Annotated in this window: 20 protein-coding genes; 5 read left to right on the plus strand and 15 right to left on the minus strand. The window is 42.0% G+C overall.

Annotation, left to right across the window (positions count from 1 at the left end):
- Nucleotides 1–49: 49 nt before the first annotated feature.
- From CWB72_RS11635 to sfsA, 8 genes are all read right to left on the minus strand, one after another.
- Complete coding sequence (locus CWB72_RS11635) at nt 50–274, minus strand: hypothetical protein (RefSeq protein WP_130254628.1); 225 nt, start codon at nt 272–274, stop codon at nt 50–52.
- 14 nt (nt 275–288) lie between these two features.
- Nucleotides 289–1,137 carry a pantoate--beta-alanine ligase gene (gene panC, locus CWB72_RS11640; protein WP_138631557.1) on the minus strand — a complete coding sequence of 283 codons (849 nt, stop codon included), beginning with the start codon at nt 1,135–1,137 and terminating at the stop codon, nt 289–291.
- Entirely contained in the window at nt 1,137–1,931 is a 795-nt protein-coding gene (gene panB, locus CWB72_RS11645; RefSeq protein WP_138631559.1) for a 3-methyl-2-oxobutanoate hydroxymethyltransferase, read from the minus strand. The genes panC and panB overlap by 1 nt, the downstream gene beginning before the upstream one ends.
- Before the next feature lie 21 nt (nt 1,932–1,952).
- Nucleotides 1,953–2,441, minus strand: coding sequence for a 2-amino-4-hydroxy-6-hydroxymethyldihydropteridine diphosphokinase (folK, locus tag CWB72_RS11650; RefSeq protein WP_138631561.1), 489 nt, complete (start codon nt 2,439–2,441; stop codon nt 1,953–1,955).
- Nucleotides 2,438–3,805: a polynucleotide adenylyltransferase PcnB gene (gene pcnB, locus CWB72_RS11655; protein ID WP_138631563.1), complete on the minus strand. Its 1,368-nt coding sequence runs from the start codon at nt 3,803–3,805 to the stop codon at nt 2,438–2,440. The genes folK and pcnB overlap by 4 nt, the downstream gene beginning before the upstream one ends.
- A 390-nt stretch (nt 3,806–4,195) precedes the next feature.
- The gene (gene gluQRS / locus CWB72_RS11660) at nt 4,196–5,089 is read right to left on the minus strand and encodes a tRNA glutamyl-Q(34) synthetase GluQRS (RefSeq protein WP_138631565.1); all 894 of its coding nucleotides are present in this window, start codon (nt 5,087–5,089) and stop codon (nt 4,196–4,198) included.
- 9 nt (nt 5,090–5,098) lie between these two features.
- Complete coding sequence (dksA, locus tag CWB72_RS11665; protein WP_130254634.1) at nt 5,099–5,542, minus strand: RNA polymerase-binding protein DksA; 444 nt, start codon at nt 5,540–5,542, stop codon at nt 5,099–5,101.
- Nucleotides 5,543–5,713: 171 nt separating this feature from the next.
- A complete protein-coding gene (sfsA, locus tag CWB72_RS11670) occupies nt 5,714–6,418 on the minus strand; it encodes a DNA/RNA nuclease SfsA (RefSeq protein WP_138631567.1) in 705 nt (234 codons plus the stop codon).
- 82 nt (nt 6,419–6,500) lie between these two features.
- Between sfsA and pepB the strand changes: the two genes are divergently transcribed.
- The gene (gene pepB, locus CWB72_RS11675; RefSeq protein WP_138631569.1) at nt 6,501–7,796 is read left to right on the plus strand and encodes an aminopeptidase PepB; all 1,296 of its coding nucleotides are present in this window, start codon (nt 6,501–6,503) and stop codon (nt 7,794–7,796) included.
- Nucleotides 7,797–7,877: 81 nt separating this feature from the next.
- Here the strand turns inward: pepB and CWB72_RS11680 are convergent, their stop codons facing one another.
- The 5 genes from CWB72_RS11680 to gpmM form a co-directional block, all read right to left on the minus strand.
- A complete protein-coding gene (locus CWB72_RS11680; protein ID WP_138566875.1) occupies nt 7,878–8,297 on the minus strand; it encodes a CBS domain-containing protein in 420 nt (139 codons plus the stop codon).
- Between the two features lie 102 nt (nt 8,298–8,399).
- The gene (locus CWB72_RS11685; RefSeq protein WP_138631571.1) at nt 8,400–9,146 is read right to left on the minus strand and encodes a divergent polysaccharide deacetylase family protein; all 747 of its coding nucleotides are present in this window, start codon (nt 9,144–9,146) and stop codon (nt 8,400–8,402) included.
- 48 nt (nt 9,147–9,194) lie between these two features.
- Nucleotides 9,195–10,427 (minus strand): S41 family peptidase, encoded by a 1,233-nt coding sequence (locus CWB72_RS11690; RefSeq protein ID WP_138631573.1) that lies wholly within the window; start codon nt 10,425–10,427, stop codon nt 9,195–9,197.
- Between the two features lie 40 nt (nt 10,428–10,467).
- A complete protein-coding gene (locus tag CWB72_RS11695; protein ID WP_138631575.1) occupies nt 10,468–11,601 on the minus strand; it encodes a murein hydrolase activator EnvC family protein in 1,134 nt (377 codons plus the stop codon).
- Nucleotides 11,601–13,145 carry a 2,3-bisphosphoglycerate-independent phosphoglycerate mutase gene (gene gpmM, locus CWB72_RS11700; protein WP_138631577.1) on the minus strand — a complete coding sequence of 515 codons (1,545 nt, stop codon included), beginning with the start codon at nt 13,143–13,145 and terminating at the stop codon, nt 11,601–11,603. Before gpmM ends, CWB72_RS11695 begins: the two co-directional genes overlap by 1 nt.
- Nucleotides 13,146–13,360: 215 nt before the next feature.
- Between gpmM and CWB72_RS11705 the strand changes: the two genes are divergently transcribed.
- Genes CWB72_RS11705 through gpsA form a run of 4 tightly spaced genes read left to right on the plus strand, consistent with a single transcriptional unit; the run spans nt 13,361 to nt 15,594 of the window.
- The gene (locus tag CWB72_RS11705; protein WP_138631579.1) at nt 13,361–13,792 is read left to right on the plus strand and encodes a rhodanese-like domain-containing protein; all 432 of its coding nucleotides are present in this window, start codon (nt 13,361–13,363) and stop codon (nt 13,790–13,792) included.
- Between the two features lie 13 nt (nt 13,793–13,805).
- Nucleotides 13,806–14,063, plus strand: coding sequence for a glutaredoxin 3 (gene grxC, locus CWB72_RS11710; protein ID WP_138631581.1), 258 nt, complete (start codon nt 13,806–13,808; stop codon nt 14,061–14,063).
- A 36-nt stretch (nt 14,064–14,099) separates the two neighbouring features.
- Nucleotides 14,100–14,582 carry a protein-export chaperone SecB gene (secB, locus tag CWB72_RS11715; RefSeq protein ID WP_138479843.1) on the plus strand — a complete coding sequence of 161 codons (483 nt, stop codon included), beginning with the start codon at nt 14,100–14,102 and terminating at the stop codon, nt 14,580–14,582.
- 4 nt (nt 14,583–14,586) lie between these two features.
- Nucleotides 14,587–15,594: an NAD(P)H-dependent glycerol-3-phosphate dehydrogenase gene (gpsA, locus tag CWB72_RS11720; RefSeq protein ID WP_138631583.1), complete on the plus strand. Its 1,008-nt coding sequence runs from the start codon at nt 14,587–14,589 to the stop codon at nt 15,592–15,594.
- Nucleotides 15,595–15,674: 80 nt separating this feature from the next.
- On the opposite strand, the gene CWB72_RS11725 is transcribed toward gpsA, so the two are convergent.
- Together CWB72_RS11725 and trmL are read right to left on the minus strand one after the other, a co-directional pair.
- A complete protein-coding gene (locus CWB72_RS11725; RefSeq protein ID WP_171037283.1) occupies nt 15,675–19,337 on the minus strand; it encodes a bifunctional diguanylate cyclase/phosphodiesterase in 3,663 nt (1,220 codons plus the stop codon).
- 89 nt (nt 19,338–19,426) lie between these two features.
- A complete protein-coding gene (gene trmL, locus CWB72_RS11730) occupies nt 19,427–19,891 on the minus strand; it encodes a tRNA (uridine(34)/cytosine(34)/5-carboxymethylaminomethyluridine(34)-2'-O)-methyltransferase TrmL (RefSeq protein ID WP_130254646.1) in 465 nt (154 codons plus the stop codon).
- Nucleotides 19,892–19,981: the final 90 nt, after the last annotated feature.

The following is a 19,981-nucleotide window of genomic DNA, read 5'->3' on the forward strand; positions in this document are numbered from 1 at the left end:
TTAAAAATAAAAAACCGCTGAAGTTCAGCGGTTTTTTTTGTCTGAAAAATTAGTTTAAAGTTTTATTTAGTAAAGCTTCGGTTTCGGCCTTACAGCTGTTGTAACCGTCAATACACTCATTGCTACAGATCTGATGCCCTAGCGTGTTTTCAGTATGACGCTGCGCACAGTTACTTTCACATTGATAGTTTTGTTGTGCACATTGATTGAGTTCACTGCTGGTTGCTCCACAGCCCACTAACAAAACAGAGACGACAATAAGCAAAGCTTTCATTTTTAATTATCCTTCTACGCAGAAACTTGTAAGTTATCGATCAGTCTCACTTTACCTAAGAAAGCGGCCGCAAGAATAACAAACTCTTTTGTTTCAAGTGTAGCAGGTTTTAAATTGTCTTTTTCAGCAATGGCAAAGTAATCAGGTTTTAAACCAGCCTGTTCAAGTGTTTGTTTTGCTTCAAGTTCAATCGCCTCGAACGCTTTGTTGCCTTGCTCAAGCGATTGACCCGCATTTAACAGGGTTTGATACAACACTTTGGCTGTGTCTTTCTCTTGTTCTGATAAATAACCATTACGAGAGCTCATCGCCAGCCCAGACACTTCTCGCTGTGTTGGTACACCAATGATTTCAATTGGCATAGACAGGTCTCGAACCATAGCGCGAATAACCTGCAACTGTTGAAAGTCTTTCTCACCAAAAAAAGCAAAATCTGGCTGTACCATATTGAATAGCTTGGTAACGACGGTTGCTACGCCTTTGAAATGACCAGGTCGCGCACCACCGCAATAGCCCATAGAAACATCAGGTACGTCTACGTAACTTTGCGCATCCAGGCCATTTGGATACATAACATCAACAGTCGGCGTAAACACGAGCGCCGTACCAATTTCAGCAAGACCTTGTTTGTCGGCGTCTAATGTTCTTGGGTAGCTGTCTAAATCTTCGTTGGCACCAAATTGCATTGGATTGACGAAAATACTTACAACTACTTTATCCGCAAGCGTTTTCGCTTTTTCAACAAGTGAAAAGTGGCCTTGATGAAGATTGCCCATGGTTGGTACAAACGCAATACTTAAGCCTTGTTGACGCCAAGCCTTAATTTGGCTGCGAAGCGATTTTATTTCACTGACTGACTGCATTAGTTAAACTCGTGCTCACTACTTGGGAAGGCACCTGACTTAACGTCATCACAGTATTTTTTAACTGCATCGTGCATGTTGCCTGTTTCGGCTAAGAAGTTTTTCGAAAACTTAGGAATGTAACCCGCTGAAATACCCACAAGGTCATGCATCACTAAGATTTGGCCATCAGTGTCTTTGCCTGCACCAATACCAATCACAGGAATGTTTACAGACTCAGTGATGCGTTTAGCCAGCGCTGAAGGAATACACTCAATGACCAGCAGTTGTGCGCCAGCAGCTTCTAGTGCTTGTGCGTCTGCAACCATTTTATCTGCTTGCTCAGACTTTCGGCCCTGAATTTTAAAACCACCGAATACGTGAACAGACTGCGGTGTTAAGCCTAAATGACCACATACTGGAATGCCTTGCTGAGTAAGTGTACGAATGCTGTCATGTAACCACTCACCACCTTCTAACTTCACCATATTTGCACCAGCACGCATCAACTGTGCAGCATTGTTACAAGCTTGTTCTACGTTGGCATAGCTCATAAATGGCATATCTGCGATCACAAATAAATCTTTTGATCCTGCGCGAACACATTTGGTGTGATAGGCAATGTCATCAGTGGTAACTGCAAGCGTGTCGTCACCGCCTTGCAAAACCATGCCCAGTGAATCACCAACCAAAACAACATCAACACCTTGGTTGTGAAAAAGCTGAGAGAAACTCGCATCATAAGCCGTTAATGCGGTAATTTTTTGTTTTTCTTGTTTCATTTTAGCCAGTGTAGAGACGGTCACTTTAGCCATGTTGTTCCTCTTAGGGTTAATTTAATTCAACTCTAACGGTATTAAACCATTGAGTGGCACTTGCTGAGCGATATCAGCCAGTGTATTACCATTGGGGAGCTTAAGTTCAGGTGAGATTTCTAATAGTGGATATACCACAAACTCACGTTCACATAGACCATAATGCGGCACGGTTAAGCGCTCGGTGTTTATGGTTTGCTCGCCAAATAGCAAAATATCTAAATCTAGGGTTCTTGGGCCCCAGCGTTCATTTTTACGCTGACGACCTTGTTCAAGTTCAATGCGTTGTAATTTATCAAGTAGAGCTTCTGGTGCAAGCGTGGTATTGAGTAATACGACGGCATTAACATAATCAGGCTGATCTTGCGGCCCCATAGGCTTAGATGAATAAAACTGTGAAACTTTTTCAAGCTCACAGTCAACAAGTGTACTTAGGGCTTTAACCGCGTTGTGCAGCTGTGCAACAGGTGCTTCAAGGTTGGCACCTAAGCCAATATAAACTGGGATCATGCATCACCTGTTTTTTTCTTTGGCTTTCTGCGGTAACGGCGACGCGGCTTTTTGCTATCAGACTGGCCTAAGTTTTTGACAAGCTCTTTTTGACCTGTGACATCTGATTTTAAATATTCAGTCCACCAGTCAGCTAACGCTTGCTGAGCGTCTTCGCCACTTTCTACGCGCAGCAGTAAGAAGTCATAAGCGGCTTTAAAACGAGGCTGCAGGCTTAAGCGATAAGCGCGTTGACCTGAGCGTTTGTCTAAACGCATTTGAATATGCCAGATATCACGTGCACCTAATGTAAAGCGTTTTGGCACAGACACGTGCTGGGCATTTTGGCTCAACACCTGATTCATAGCCTGATTGAAAGCGTCAAACTCTGACATGCCTTGTTGCTCGATGATCTGTTGAGTACGTTGTTGCAGCGGGAACCAAAGTAACGCTGCATAGACAAATGCTGGCGTGACTTTTTTATCTTGATTAATACGCGTATCGGTATTGGCAAACATTTGCTCAATAAAGCGCGCTTCAAAGCCGGTTTCACTCTGCTCTAAGATTTCATCTAATGCAGGGAATAACTGTTTGAATAGGCTAAATTCACGAAGCTGTAAGTAGTTTTCAACCGCTTTGCCATTTAAAAATAGTTTTAGTGTTTCTTCGAACAAGCGCGCAGGTGGAATATTACCCAGTAAATCAGCGAGCTTAAAAATAGGTTTTTTCGTGCCAGGCGCAATTTCCATGTCGAGCTTGGTTGCAAAGCGTACCGCACGTAACATACGCACTGGATCTTCACGGTAACGAGTTTCAGGGTCGCCAATCAGTTCAATTTTACGCGCGTTAATAGCTTCGACACCACGTGCAAAATCATGGATGCTAAAGTCATTAATCGAGTAATAAAGGGCATTTATTGAGAAATCGCGACGTTGAGCATCTTCTTCGATGCTGCCGTATACATTGTCACGGAGCAGTTGGCCATGTTCGCTTGATTGGCTGGTCGCATTTTTGCGCTCATCGGCTTCATGATGGCCGCGCATGGTGGCGACTTCAATAATTTCTCGCCCAAAAACGATGTGCGCTAAGCGGAACCTACGGCCGATCAGGCGACAATTTCTAAATAATTTTTTGATTTCTTCTGGTGTAGCATTGGTAACAACGTCGAAATCTTTTGGCTGGATCCCCATTAAAATATCACGAATACAACCACCAACGAGGTAAGCGTCGTAGCCACCATCTTTCAAGCGATACAAAACTTTGATGGCATTCGGGCTAAATTGCTTGCGCGAGATACCATGCTCGGCACGAGTGATTAAAGCGGGTGTTGCCGAGGTTGTATGGTGTGCATCTGCTGAGTCTGGCTTGACCCACTTTTTGCACATGTTAATTAGCTTGGAAATAATGACCCGTCTCCTAAAACGCTCAGTTGGTGACCTATTTAATAACCTGAGCTCTGGATAATAAATCTATCTCCAGCGGTTACTTTTAACGCTAACTACGTTGAATTTACTTGCAATAGGCCAGCTATTGACGCGTAAATTCGCCTTGTTATCCCTAAAAGTTTCCGGCTGCAGACTGAAAAAACGTTTACTAATTCAATATCAATAAATTAGAAAATCTCTTAACCACAGCTCAGCTTATATAGGTAAAATTAAAGTGGCTAATAATATACTAGCGTCACTAAAAAATTAAGCTAGGAGAAGAAATAAACTGATCTAAAAGTGGGTTTAGTGTATCGTTATCAGGTGTGAATGTGCTTGAATTGCAACCAGTTATACTTTGATGCTCTTTTCGAGTTCATTTGGAATAACGGCAAGAGAAAACTGTGTACTTGCCCAAGTCAAAATTTCATCAACATTACTGAGTTTCATGTCATCATTGACGTCGAGTCCTAAAAAGCTTAATGCTCGCAATAATTCAGGGATCGGGTCATTAATATTGATTGCGGGAGCATGATTTTGTTTTGAGAGTTTAAAGCCAGGCTCAGTTACAACTAAAGGTATATGTGCATATTCAGGGACTGTGTAACCGAGCTGTTTAAATAGGCTAATTTGTCTTGCTGTGGGCTCTATTAAATCGGCACCACGTACAACACGACTGATCTTTTGTTCAATATCATCAACCACGACTACTAACTGATAGGCAAATAAGCCATCGCGACGTTTGACAATATAGTCTTCGTCAGCCAAAGCATGGGGTACATTTACCTGACCTTGTAGTAAATCAGTAAATTGATAAACCGGATGCGTTTGCGTTAAACGAATAGCATGATCATTAAAGTCCAGTGCAAGTGATTTACAATGGCCTTGATACAGCCCACCCGCTTGTTTGATCATTTTACGTGTACAGTTACAGGCGTAAAGATCGGGTTTAAGCTGTGATAGGGTGTCTTGATAAAGCGCGTGACGTTGACTTTGGTACTCAACTTGTTCGTCCCAATGTAAACCAAACTTTTCTAGAGCAGTTAAGATGGCACTATCAGCACCTTTCACGACGCGAGGTGTGTCTATGTCTTCTATTCGTACAAGCCACGAGCCTTGATGTATTTTGGCGTCTAAATAACTGGCAAGAGCGGCGACGAGTGAGCCGAAGTGAAGGGAGCCCGAAGGCGAAGGGGCAAATCGGCCTCGATAGCCCCCTGAAATGGACAATGCTTCGCTATGCATATACCGTAATTAAGCGCGGCCGTTCTGTTTCTCTTTAATTTCAGCTATCGTTTTACAGTCTACGCATAGGTCTGCAGTTGGACGAGCCTCAAGACGACGAATACCGATCTCAATGCCGCACGACTCACAGTAACCGAAGTCATCTTCTTCGATTAAGTTGAGTGTTTTTTCGATTTTCTTGATGAGTTTTCTTTCTCTATCTCGGGTACGCAACTCTAAAGAGAATTCTTCTTCTTGCGCAGCACGGTCAACCGGATCAGGGAAGTTTGCCGCTTCATCCTGCATATGGTTCATTGTTCTGTCTACTTCATTACGAAGGTCTAAACGCCATGCTTCTAAAATCTTCTTGAAATGCGCACGTTGTGCATCATTCATGTATTCTTCGCCCGGTTGTTCTTGATATGGTTGTAAACCGGCTTGAGCCAATAACCCTAATTTTTTTTGGTCTGGCATAGCATTCTCCTAAATCCTTAACATAACGGCGGCTATCGCCGGCGGCTATAAATAGCAAAATATGCTCCCCTAAGCAAACCTTTTTTACTGTGGGTTGGTTAAATACAGTAGGTGCCAGATTAAGAGAACAACTTAATATTGGCAGGCTATATGGGGGCTTAGATGACTAATTCAAGAGTTAAGTACGGGAATTTTGTGCTTTAGGATTATTTTCTGCGGGCTTATTTCACAGTTATAAGCGATAACTTCTACGCCTGCAGTCTGTGCGTCATTCAGCAATTGCGCGTATTTAGAGTCAAGATGGGCTGCTGCCTTTACAGACTTTATACCCGTATGCATCACCATAAATAGTAGTACAGCGCGATGTCCTTGTTGGGTAATGTTTATTAATTCTCTGAGGTGTTTTTGACCGCGAACAGTTTGAGTATCGGGAAAGTAACCTTGTCCGTCTTCTAATAAAGTGACTGATTTGACTTCAACATAGCAAAGTGGCTTGTGTTCATCTTCAAGCAAAATATCAATGCGACTATTTTCTTGTCCGTATTTCACTTCGGGTTGCAAATGCGCATAGCCATGCAATTCAGAAATTGTACCTTGTTCTATACCTTCAATCGCCATTTTGTTTGCAATCGCGGTATTCACACAAATAAGGTCGCCTGCTGAATTCTCAGTGAGTTCTAACGAGTGAGCATATTTTCGTTTAGGATTATCACTGGTTGAGTAGTAAGCATTAAAGCCTGGATCAGCACAGCCGGTCATTTTTCCTGTATTAGCACAATGAACTGTAAATGCTTGATTAGGTGTTTCTAGATCGACTAAAAAGCGTTTATAGCGCTTTGTTAAGGTGGCTTTTTCGAGCTTTGGCGTGAACTTCATTGTTTAATCGCAATAGGTTGGGTGATACTCGGTGCTAGTGTACACTTAATGCTACTAATAAGCGTATAAGAGAACACAATCTATGTCTGATAAATTCATTGTTCGCATCAGTGAACAAGCACCTACAGCGCCATGGAGTGCTGATGCATTACTATCGTTTGATCAACTTGGTGCCATTGTTCACCTGCAGCAAAACGAAACACTTAAATTAGTACAAAAAGCAGCGCGTAGCCTTTCTCAACAAGGTATTAAGCAAGTGGTATTACAAAGTGAAGCTTGGTGCACTGAATCACAGTGGGCTTTCTATCAAGGTTTTGTCACTGCTAAGCAACTTGATGGTGTTGAGTTTGTTGACAATGAACAGTCAGATTTAGTTGAACTTGCTGCATTAAAAAATGCGGCAACTTGGACGCGACAGATGATTAACGGCACGGCTGAAGATGTTTACCCTGAGAGTCTAGCGAGCAAAGCGGCTGAGTTTATTCAATCTCTAGCGCCTGAGCATGTGAGTTACAACATCATCAAAGGCAACGCACTACTTGAACATCAGTGGATCGGTATCCACGAAGTAGGTCGTGGTAGTGAACGCCCGCCGGTATTACTTGAACTTGATTACAACCCAACAGGTGACGAAGACGCGCCTGTAAGTGCTGCGCTTGTAGGTAAAGGCATTACGTTTGATTCAGGTGGTTACTCAATTAAACCTAGTGAAGGCATGTTATCAATGAAGTGCGACATGGGGGGAGCGGCCACAGTGACTGCGGGTTTAGCGATTGCCATTCAACGCGGCATCGACAAACGCATCAAGCTGTTCTTATGTTGTGCGGAAAACTTAATTTCAGGTCATGCATACAAGCTAGGTGATATTCTTACTTATAAAAACGGCACAACAGTTGAGATCGTAAATACGGACGCTGAAGGACGCTTAGTTCTGGCTGATGGTCTAATGGCCGCTGGTGAAACGGGGGCACCATTGATCATTGATGCGGCAACGTTAACGGGTGCTGCATTGGTTGCCGTAGGCCAAGAATACAATGCATTATTCGGTCTTGATAAAGCATTAGTATCTGAAGTTCAGCAGTTCGCTGAAGATGAGTTTGAAGCAGCTTGGCCATTACCACTTGAAAAGTGGCACCAAAACAACTGTCCTTCACCTTACGCTGACACTGCTAATAGCCGAGCGCAAAAAGGTGGCGGCTTCGGCGGTGCATCGAATGCTGCGGGTTTCTTATCGCGCTTTGTACCAAATGAAGGTCAAGGTTGGGTACACATCGATCTAGCCGCTTCATTCCAAAACAGCGCTGGTAGCTTATGGTCTGCTGGTGCGACAACATTAGGTATGCGTACCGTAGCAAGAACGCTACAAGCAAAAGCGTAAGCTTTTACATAGGCTATAAGCCATAAGTTCATTGAAAAAGGAGGCTAAGCCTCCTTTTTTGTTCTTAAAATAGCTTAGGGATTAAGACAAAAGGGCCGCTGCAAGTCTGACAAAGTCAGATGAGGTTAAAATCCCCAGTAGCTTTCCTTCTTCGTCGACTACAGGCATACAACCATGACGGTTTTTTGCAAAAAACTGTGCCACTTCACTGAGTGATTGCTCCGGCCGAATACTGGCAAAGTCAGTTGCCATAATGTCTTGGGCAATGATTTGTTTTTCCTTTCTTTCAATCGCATTAGGGCCAAAGGTTGCCATAATTTTCATTACTTGTGCGACCATGATCTTTTGTGTCAGCATGCCTTTTAAAATACCCTGTGCATCGATCACAGGAATATGGCGAATGTTTTTCTCGCGCATCAAGTCGTGCACTTCTTTAACGGTTGACTGGTGATGTACTGCAAATGGATCGGCAGTCATTAGTTCAGAAACAATATGAAGCATTTTAAACAGTCCTAATTTGGATCAACTTATAAAGTTATAACCCATTTTATTCTGGCTTGCTTAAATCGAGATCAAAGTTTTATTTCTCAGTGATGCTTGTCACTATTGCCCCGTGTTTTTCGCAAGTTGAACATAGCGAGTGTGAACGAGTTGCGATAGGGAAACGAGCTCGTAGCCTTGTGCAAGTAATAGTGGGATTTGTTCGTGTAAAAACGCCACAGTTTCAGGATATGGGTGCGCGATAAGTACGCTTTGGCCATTTCTTAAGGAGATGCTTTTAGCTTCAGCCAACTGTTGAGCAAAGTAGGCATCTTGTTTCTCATTATCGAGAAAGACTTGACGTGCAATATTAGCCACACCATATAAGTCAGCCATAGTTTGAGCTTGTGACTCATTAGTTGTTCGGCTATCAAGAAAATATAAACCGCGTTTGCGTAAGACTTCCATCGTCCATTTCATTGGGTCGCTATATTGAGTCAATGCTGAGCCCATATGGTTATTCACGCCACTGACTTGAGGTAAACTGGCTAGTGCGTGACCTAGTGTCATTTGTAGCGTTTGTTTATCCATGTCTAAAGTCAATGCGCCAGGGCCGAGCGCTTTGTCTTCAATTGCTTGCATAGGCACATGCAAAAGTAGCTCTTTACTTTGTTGGCTGGCTAGGTATGCAAATTTTTGAGAATAGGGAGTGTGCGGTAAGATGGCAAAAGTCAGCTCACCGGGCAGAGATAGCAAATTGAGATCGCGCTGGTGGTTTCCCACATCGTCGATCACTATGGCAATTTGTTTAGCATGTAAAGGTAACGCTGAGTAAAAAAAACTTAGCAATAACCAAAATAATGAGCGCACAGTGTATTCTTCTATTTATGAGCCTGTAGCTTGAGAGTGAGTACTCTCTTATTTAATTTTTTCTTTATAGTAACTTTTTGCGTCAACTAAATGCTTGTCTAGCAAAGCTAAATTAGCCATGTTGCTCGAAAGTTCACCAGCCATTATAGCGCGTTTATTTAAATGTGAAAGCCCTTGTTCAGCCAGTAAAATATTAGGCTTAATACCCACTCCATCTATAGAGCGACCAGAAGGTGTAAAATATTTTGCAGTAGTCAGTTTTAGTGCGGTTGTACCATCGCCGATGGGGATCAGTGACTGCACTGAGCCTTTGCCATAAGACTTGCTACCGACGACGATTGCGCGTTGGTTATCTTGTAAAGCGCCAGCTAAGATTTCTGCTGCAGAAGCGGACTGCTCGTTGATTAACACCACAATCGGGGCGCCATTTAAAATATCGCCATGTTGTGCGACAAATTTTTGGTTTGCATCATAAAAGCGCCCTTTAGTGGTGACTATGGTGCCTGCTTGCAAAAATAAATCAGAAATAGCCACCGCGCTGCTTAAAGTGCCACCAGGGTTATCACGTAGGTCGATGATTAGTCCTGCAAGTGGGCCACCGTTATTTGAAGTCAGTTTGTTGATGTGACGTGCAACGTCATGGTAACTGTGATTATTGAAGCTTTGCAGAGAAATATAGGCGTTTTGGCTGCTTAAAAGCTGGCTAAATACGCTTTCAACATTAATTTCTTCACGTCTTAGTGCTAATGTTAACTCGCTTTTTGCACGCTCAACGGTTATGTAGATGGTTTTTAGAGCCGCGTCTTTTAGTAACTTAGAAACGTGGGCAATGTCTCTTTTAGTGACATCTTCAGAATTTATTGCTACCAGTTTATCGCCGCCTTCAATACCTGCTTGCTCAGCGGGTGAGCCGGGTAATGTCCCTAAAATCACAATGCGATTGTCAACTTCTTCAACTTCAATGCCTATGCCTGTGTAACGGCCATTAGCGGCACTGAATAAGCTTTCAAGTTCACTGGCACTTAAATACTTTGAGTAAGGGTCAAGTTGGTCAAAGACATCGATTAAGTTGCTTTTGTGATACTGACTTAGTGGTACATCATCCACATAATAGGTATGGATATGATAAAGAATTTCGTTGGTTTGTTGCTGAGTAAATTGTGCTGTAGATGCGATGGCTGAACAACTGATGTATAAACTCAGCATCATAAACATGCATAAGAAAATAAATTTAGATTTAAGGCAATCTAACGGTTTTGAATTGATTAAGAATGAATTCATATGCTGCTCCTAGTCAGGTGCAGCAAGGTTATTCTTTAACTTATTTGCACCACTTTACTGGATCGACAGCGCTTCCTTTATGCCGTAACTCAAAGTATAGACCAGGATCAGCTTGTCCGCCGCTCTGACCTATTAATGCAATACTTTCACCGCTATGAACTTGATCACCGACATCTTTTAAAAGCGTTTGTGCGTGACCATATAAACTCATGTAACCAAGACCATGATCGACGACAATGACCCAACCAAAGCCATTGAGCCAATCGGCAAAAACAACTTGGCCTTGTTGTACGGCTTTAACGTTATCTCCTGTTTTTGCTGCAATAAATACTCCTTTCCAATTCATGCCAGCATGTTTGCGTTGGCCAAAGCGGTGTTTTAGGCGGCCTTTACTCGGCCAAGGCAGTTTCCCTTTTTTATTGCGTAACCCAATTAATTCTACTGGCACCAATGACTCGCTTTGCTGTTCATTTAATTGCGAGAGTGTGGTGATTAAGGTTTGTTCATTCTCTTTCAAATAAGCGATGGCGCTTTGTGTTTGTTTTAATGCGCTATTAAGTTGTGAAAGGCTGTTTTGACGCTGTTCTTTGGTGGCCTTGAGTGCGGCTAAACGCTCTGTTTGCTGTGTAAATAAATCGTTGAGTTGCAGTTGCTTCTGTTCAAGTGTTTGTTGGTTTTCAGCTAGTTGTTCTATGACTTTCTTTAAAGCTTCAATTTGTGTGATGCGGGCTTTATTGAAGTAATCGTAATAGCTCAAGGTACGCTCAAGCGTAGCACTATGCTCTTGATTGAGTAACATTTTTGAATAGTCATGACTGCCAGTCATGTAAGCGCTTTTTAATTGCCCTGCGAGAAGTGTTTGTAGATTACTTTTTTGTTGTTCTAAGCATTTGTTCTCACTTTCGAGGGTATATTGTTGTTGGCGATTCTCATTGATCCCTTGCTCGGTCAATGACAGTGCTTTAGCGTGCTGTGCAATTTGTAATTCGAAATCACGTAACTTGCGTTTCAGTTTATTGAATCTTTCGTTTTGTTGTTGATAGCTTTTTTGGCTTTTTTCGAGTTCTTTTTGTACCGCGTTTAAATCTTGCTTAGTACGAGACTCGTTGGCATTGGCAAAAGCCAATACCAACATAGTCGTTATGCCGAAAATAATGCGTAAGCTTTTGCGCATTACTTAATGGTCATAATAGGTGAACCTGTCATTTCTGCAGGTTGTTCCATACCAAGTAGGTGTAGCATAGTCGGTGCCACATCACTTAATGTTTTGCCTGTGTGTGGGTGTGCATCACGACCTACATAAATGAATGGTACCGGCTCGCTAGTGTGGGCCGTATGAGCTTGACCCGTTTTTGCATTGGTCATTTGCTCAGCGTTACCATGATCAGCTGTGATCAGTGCTTCACCACCGACTTTTTCTAACGCTTCAACAACACGACCAATACATGCATCAACGGCTTCACAGGCTTTTACTGCGGCTTCAAATACACCTGAGTGACCAACCATATCGCCATTCGGATAGTTACAGATGATCACATCATGTTCACCGCTTTCAATTGCTTCAACCAGCTTATCAGTCAACATAGTTGAGTTCATCTCTGGTTGCAGGTCATAAGTGGCAACTTGTGGAGAAGGGATCAGTTCACGCTTTTCACCAGCAAATAACTCTTCACGACCGCCACTGAAGAAAAAGGTTACATGTGCGTATTTTTCTGTTTCAGAAATACGTAGTTGTGTCTTATCATGTTTCGCTAGCCATTCACCAAGTACGTTATGCAGTTTTTCAGGGGCGAAGGCTATAGGTGCGTTAATGTCTGCAGCATATTCAGTCATCATTACGAACGCACTTAATTCAGGTGCTTGTTTCTTTTCGAATCCTGTAAAGTCAGCATCGATAAACGCACGCGTCATTTGACGGGCACGGTCAGCTCGGAAGTTTACGAAAATAACAGTGTCACCATCATTGATGGTTGAAGCAGGTGCTGCATCAGGTTGAACCAGTGATGCTGCAACAAACTCGTCGTTTTCATCACGGTCGTAGGCTGCTAAGAGAGCTTCAACACCATTGTTGAAAGTGTGTTGACCTTCAGCACACACCATTAGGTTGTAGGCTGACTCTACACGCTCCCAGCGGTTATCACGGTCCATTGCATAGTAACGACCCACAATTGAAGCAAGGCGGCCACAGTCTAATTCTGTGAATAGCGCTTCGATTTTCTCAATTGAAGCTTGCGCACTGCGAGGTGGTGTATCACGGCCATCCAAAAAGGCATGGAAGTAAACCGCTTTTGCACCACGATTTGCAGCAAGTTTAATGGCCGCAATAATGTGATCTTCATGACTATGCACGCCACCAGGGCTTAATAGACCCATTAAGTGGACTGCTTTACCTGCATTAACCGCCTTATCGATGTTGTTTACTAATACAGGGTTGTGCTCAAACTCCCCGTCGTCGATTGCTTTAGTAATACGAGTAAAGTCTTGATAAACGATACGGCCAGCACCTAAATTTACGTGACCAACTTCAGAGTTCCCCATTTGCCCATCTGGTAGACCTACATCCAAACCTGAACCTGAAATGAGTGTATGAGGGCGGGTGGCCCATAAGTTATCTAAAACGGGCGTATTTGCAGCTAAAATTGCGTTGCTTTCGCTTTCTTCTCTGTATCCCCAACCATCTAAAATCATTAGAACAAGTGGTTTTTTCTGTGCAGTCATTTGGGCTCCTAAACTAAGGCACGAACTCTGCGAGTAGCATACCGTGTTTTGTATGAATATTCAGCCCTTTGAAAAGGAATAATCTTCATCTTAGCGTGAAGTAAATAACACATATATAAAAGGGTATACCCAAACAATAGCAAGCGGTATACTACCCAGTCATTGAGCTTTAAGACAAGATCTAAATCATTAGATCCAGAGTAGTTGGAAATTTCATGGAACAATATATTGAATTTATCGGCAATAATGCCGTGCTAAGCATTATTTGGTTGGCCCTTGTTGCGATGATTGTAATGAGCTGGTTTAAAAGCAAATTTTCTGCAATTCGCCAAATTAACCCGCAGCAACTGACACTGCTGGTCAACAAAGAAGAAGGTCAAGTCGTTGATATTCGCCCGGCAAAAGAATTTAACGCAGGCCGTATTGCAGGTGCTGTGCAACTGAGCGCTGAAAAAGCGAAACAAAGTGACTTTACAAGTCTTGAAAAGTTTAAATCTAATCCCATTATATTGGTATGTACAACAGGCATGACAGCAAATGGTATCGCAAACAACGCGTTAAAGGCGGGTTTCGAGCATGTTTATGTACTAAGCGGTGGTATGGGCGCATGGCAAAATGCTAACCTGCCTGTAGCGACCGGAAAATAATCAAGAGGATTTTATGAGCAACGTTGTTATTTATACGAAAGATTACTGCCCTTTTTGCCACAGAGCAAAGGGATTATTAGACAGTAAAGGTGTAACATACACTGAATATGATATTGCTGCTCAGCCTGAATTACGCGATGAAATGATTGAAAAAGCAAATGGTGGTTCTACCGTTCCACAAATCTTTATCAATAACACGCATATTGGCGGTTGCGATGATATGATGGCAATCGAAGCGCAGGGTATACTTGACACCCTATTGAACGCATAATAATTACATTAAGAAATACAAGTTTTAGGAACACTCATGACAGAACAAGCAAACCAAGCTGCTGCTCCGCAGGAAGGACCACAATTCACAATTCAGCGTATTTACACAAAAGACGTGTCTTTTGAAACGCCTAACTCTCCTGCTATTTTCCAAAAAGAGTGGACGCCTGAAGTAAAATTAGACATGGATACACGCTCTAACAAGTTAGACGAAGGTATCTTTGAAGTAGTACTAGCACTGACTGTAACCGCTTCTATCGGTGAAGAAACAGCATTCCTATGTGAAATTCAACAAGCGGGTATTTTCCAAATCGCTGAACTTGAAGAGCTACAAATGGCACACATGCTAGGTGCATTCTGCCCGAACATTCTTTTCCCATATGCACGTGAAGCGGTAGCAGGTTTAGTGAACAAGGGTACTTTCCCACAACTTAACCTAGCACCAGTAAACTTTGACGCGCTATTTGCTCAGTACATGCAGCAACGTGCAGCACAAGCAGAGCAACCAGCTGACGCATAATTATATGAAAACAGAACAATCAGTTGTATCTGTACTAGGGGCGGGGTCGTATGGCACCGCCCTTGCTATTAGTTTTGCCCGAAATGGACATGCAGTAACCTTATGGGGTCGAAATGCCGATGATGTTGAGACGCTAGCAGCTGAGCGTAAAAATCAACGTTATCTTCCCGATATTACTTTCCCTGAAACTTTAAAGCTTGAGAGTGATTTAGCAAAAGCAGTTAAGTCTAGTCAGATCATCTTAGTGGTTGTGCCAAGCCATGCTTTTGCAAAAACGTTAGAGCAAATTCAACCTATGCTCAATGCGGGTGCTAAAGTGGTGTGGGCGACAAAAGGGTTAGAACCTAATACTGGACGCTTACTGCAAGAAGTTGCCGTTGAAAAGCTCGGAGAAGCAGTGCCTTTAGCGGTGTTGTCTGGTCCGACGTTTGCCAAAGAAATGGCGGCAGGCTTGCCGACAGCTATTTCGGTGTCTGCAACTGAAGCTGAGTTTGCCAGTGATTTAGCTAAATTACTGCACTGTGGTCGTTCGTTTCGTGTCTACAGCAATGATGACTTTATTGGTATTCAGCTAGGTGGTGCAGTAAAAAATGTTATCGCCATTGGTGCCGGTATGTCTGATGGCTTTGGTTTCGGTGCTAATACACGTACTATGTTGATTACAAGGGGGTTGGCTGAACTTTGTAGACTCGGCTGTGCACTTGGCGCTAAGCCTGAAACATTTATGGGCATGGCGGGGCTGGGAGATCTGATCCTTACCTGTACAGATAACCAATCTCGTAATCGTCGCTTTGGTCTTGCCCTTGGAAAGGGGTTAGATGTTGACGAAGCGATGGAGAGTATAGGACAGGTTGTTGAAGGTTACCGCAATACCAAAGAAGTGTATTTATTGGCTCAACGCAGCGGTATTGAAATGCCAATCTGTGAGCAAATCTACCAAGTACTTTATGAAAATAAAGATGTAAAAGAGGCAGCCATGGCGCTGTTAGGTAGAGAGCAAAAGTCTGAGTAACACTCAAAAAAGTAATAATAAAAAACGGCGCTTAATTGCGCCGTTTTTTAAGTGTTATAAGTTTTAATGAGGTGCGCATGCTAGCTTAGTGTTGCGGTTTCTTCGAGCGCATTTTCTAACAGTTGAGTAGCTTTATTAGCTGGAAGCGGCTTAGAGAAATAATAGCCCTGCAAAATGCCACAACCCATGACGTTTAATAGGTAAGCCTGCCTTTCATTTTCAACCCCTTCTGCAACGACTTTAATATTTAGATATTTGGCAAGCCGTATAATTGTTGCAGTAATATTTCTGTCTTGATCTGAATGTTCAATGTCGACGATAAAAGAGCGATCTATTTTTAGAACATCTATCGGGAAACGTTTCAGGTAGCCCAATGAGGAGTGCCCAGTACCAAAGTCATCAAGCGCAATCGTGATACCTAGAGCTTTGAGTTGCATCATAATTTTTAATGCTTGTTCGGGATCAGCCATCATGGCGCTTTCTGTAATTTCTAATTCTAAACAATAAGCTGGCACTTTATATTTCAATAAACAATTTCTCACTGTGTCGACGAGAAAGTCGCTCTCAAAGTGTTTAGCTGAGATATTAATTGCGACATGGCTGCCTGTGAGACCTAACATGCGCCAATGACTTATTTGCTGGCAAGCAACCTCAAGCAAATAGTTAGTCATAGGAATGATTGCGCCACACTCTTCAGCGAATGGGATAAAGTTCGCTGGACTTTCAATTGTTCTGTCTTGTTGTTGCCATCTAACTAGCCCTTCAAAGCCAACTAGTTTTCGCTCATCAGCCTGATATTTTGGTTGATAAAACAATGTAAATTGCTTGTCTTCTATGGCTCTTAGTAAAGCTGACTCGCGGGATAAAATAGTGGGATCAAGTTGGTGGCGTTGTTTATCAAAAAACTGATAACTATTATGGCCTTTATGTTTGGCATGATCTAAAGCTGAATCAGCACAGCGGATAAGGTGTTCACTATCCATAGCATCATCAGGGTAAATAGCCAGACCACAAGAGGCACTGACAGAGGTTTCAACACCATGATGTGTAAAAGGATGGTTAATGCATTTTAAAATGTCACCCGCGAGCTTTTTAGCAAAAAATATTGTCATACCAGAAAATAAATATGGAGGAATAAGTACAGCAAATTCATCGCTACTTACTCGTGCGAGTGTGAATCCTTTATCTAAATGCTCAGATAGTCTCTTAGCTACTTCTTTAAGTAGTGCATCTCCACTGTCATGACCCATTAAATCATTAATTTTTCTAAAATGATCAATGTCGATAAGGACGATTAATAGCGAAGGGAATGCTTTGTTGCAGCTTGCGATGGCCTGGTTTAAAGACTCAATAAATAATGCTCTATTAGCAAGCCCAGTAATATTGTCACGTGTGGACAAATTGAGCAGCGCTTGTTCGTTCGCTTTTCGTTCAGAAATATTCGTGAGTACACCTAAATAAAATACCTCAGAAGGATGCTCTTCATGGGTCAACTTAGTTACGGTAACATCAAGGGCAAGCTTTTGATGGCTTGCATTTAGAGTCCAAATTTCTCCAGTCCAATAATCATTGAGTTGGCTCTCGGCAACAATATGCTGCTCTAAGGCTCTATTTCTGCCTTGTTCAGTATAAATTTTTGGCTTATGGCCCACTAATGCTTCCGCTGAAAAACCTGTAATATCACTATATGCTTGGTTGACTTTGAGTACATTAAATTGTTCGTCGGCAAGCCAAATGGCATCTTTGGAATGCGTCATTAGCATATCACTGAAATGCTCAGTCAGCTTAGACTTAGAAGTCTGTAGCTGGCGCTTTAATAACCAAATAACAAGCGCAGCAAAAGGGGTGACTAAGAGTAACCAATGCCACCAGACATGTTGTGCTTGTGCTGAAGTAATACTAAGTGTTCTAGAGACGTTATTACTCGACGCTAATACCTCTAATGAGCTCATTTCTGTAGGGGTTAGCGTCAGTTTCTGGTTATCGAGCAATTGCCATGGTACGTTATCAGATAAGCGATAACTGAGTTGGCATTGTACACAAGTAGAAAACCAAAGACTAAGGCGTTTAGCGTTAGGCTCAATAACAAGCGGTAAACTAGGGTTGAAAGATTCGGTTACTTTATCCTGATAATAAGATTTCACATGAGATAAAGTTAAAGGGATATCTTGTGATTGGACTTGTTGGGCAATAAGCGAAAAGCTGTCGTTTAATAGCATCAGTTTTTGCCTAAAGCTCAAGACTTGGCGCTGGCTTTCAAATGGTGCGATGAGGCGTTTTGTAATGCCGTTTTGATAATGCGCTATACCTTGTTTATCAAACTGCCATATACCCTGTTCTTCAGCATTACTTAAATATTTTCCCGAGAATTGGTTGCGTTGTACAAAACCAGTTATTTGATTATTGACCAATGATAACTCAAATAACCCTAACTCAGTGCTGAGCAGCAGCGTGTTACTATGTTTGGAATAAAGTACATCATCAAAAACTAAATTTTTAAAAGGCAATGAGAGCTGATGTGCTAGACCCTTCTCTAATAACCACAGTGCATCGGGGGTTGAAGCGATAAATTGAGTATTAGAGACTTGGGTGACACTATGTATATGTTGCACTTCATACTGATGAAGCTGTACCTTTCGGCTGAGGTCAAATTGGCTAAAGCCGTGCTCATCTTTAATCCATAAATTTCCTGCACCTGTGAAATAAAGTGCTTGAGTATCCACTTTATCAAACAATGGTAAGAAGTCGCCTTTTTCGCCATTAAACATAAAAATCTGTTTTGCTGTGGCAACCGCCCAACGGCCACCATCAATATATCTCACAGCATTTACAGGTTGGTTTTGAGCAAATAAGTTAAATGCTTGTACACCTTGTTGGTATAACTTGAGCTCTTCGGAATTTGCAATGTCATTTTGTAATATCAAGTGAGTGGGTTGAAACTTTTGCCATTTTCCTAATTGAGATATCCACATTGATTGTGACGTTACTTTTAAGTCATCAATAGGCAAGTTATTTACTTGGTATTGGTACTCAGTATGGTTATTTAGGTCGTAGCTATAAATGACATTTTTGACAAAATGAAACAACTGAGAGTCAAAGATATTTAGATTTTCAGCATTTAATAATGGCTTATGTGCTAAATCCTCTGAAAATAAAAACACTTGGTTATGTGCATTTTTTAGGATCACCTTATCTTTATAAAGTAATAGCTGGTCAACTTCCCAAGGAAGACTCGCTAAACGCTGCTTCCCTGATACTGCACTCCATCTAAATAATTCATTGCTTTTCGAAATAAAAGTCAGTCCATCCTTTGAGGTTTGCCAAAGCTGGGCTTGCACATCGATAGGCAGTAAGGAAACCGCATTATTTTTCAGTTGATATAAACGATGTCTACTTTGAAAAATAATGCTGTCGGTTGTCTGACTAATTTTAGATACGGGGGTTTGTAACCAGGTTCGTGACTCGGATGTGCGGGTATTGACCCGACTTAGTCCATTTTGATGACCAATCCAGAGAAAAGGGGACTGTTCTAAAATACTTAAAAATGGTGGTGTAAGTGTTTGGGTGAGTTGCTGGGCATTAAAATGAGAGTGACCGTCGAATTTAACTAAGCCATTATCATACAAAAACCAATGCTGCTTATTCTCGCTTGCAATGGTAATTGGGGAAGCATTAAGTTGCGACGCAGCCGGAGGTGCGCAAAAAACCATTAGGCAAAACAGCAATGAATGCCATAACTTCATAATATTAAATAACCTCATCACTCCTTGTTAGTATTCAATATTAGTGAATAATTCATTGCTGTGCGAGTAAATTGTTAAAAAATAATCATTTATTTCGAGTTTGGGAAGCCCAATTGACGCCAAGACTCATACACAAATACGGCAACAGCGTTGGATAGATTCATACTTCGGCTATCTGGCTTCATAGGAATACGTACTCTTTGCTCTGCCGGTAGTGAAAAAATAATGTCTTCGGGTAAGCCTCGCGTTTCAGGACCAAACATTAAGCAATCACCAGCTTGGTATTGTGGCTCATGGTGGTAAGTACTGCCTTTTGTTGTACATGCAAAGACACGTTTTGGCTGTTCTGTTTCTAAGTAGCTTTCAAAAGATGGGTGACGCTTTACTTCACTAAATTCATGGTAGTCTAATCCGGCACGACGGATGCGTTTGTCGTCCCACTCAAAACCTAGCGGTTCGATTAAATGCAACGTGTAGCCTGTATTGGCACATAAACGAATGATATTCCCAGTATTCGGTGGGATCTCAGGCTGGTATAAAACAATATCTAACATATTCACCTCTAAAATGATTGAGCTAAGTATACCGAAAAGTATACTGAGCAATAAGTTATTTAGCTGTGTTAGCTTGTAATCGTTTTGGTG

The sequence above is a fragment of the Pseudoalteromonas phenolica genome (genome assembly GCF_005886345.1).
GTDB lineage: Bacteria > Pseudomonadota > Gammaproteobacteria > Enterobacterales > Alteromonadaceae > Pseudoalteromonas > Pseudoalteromonas phenolica_A.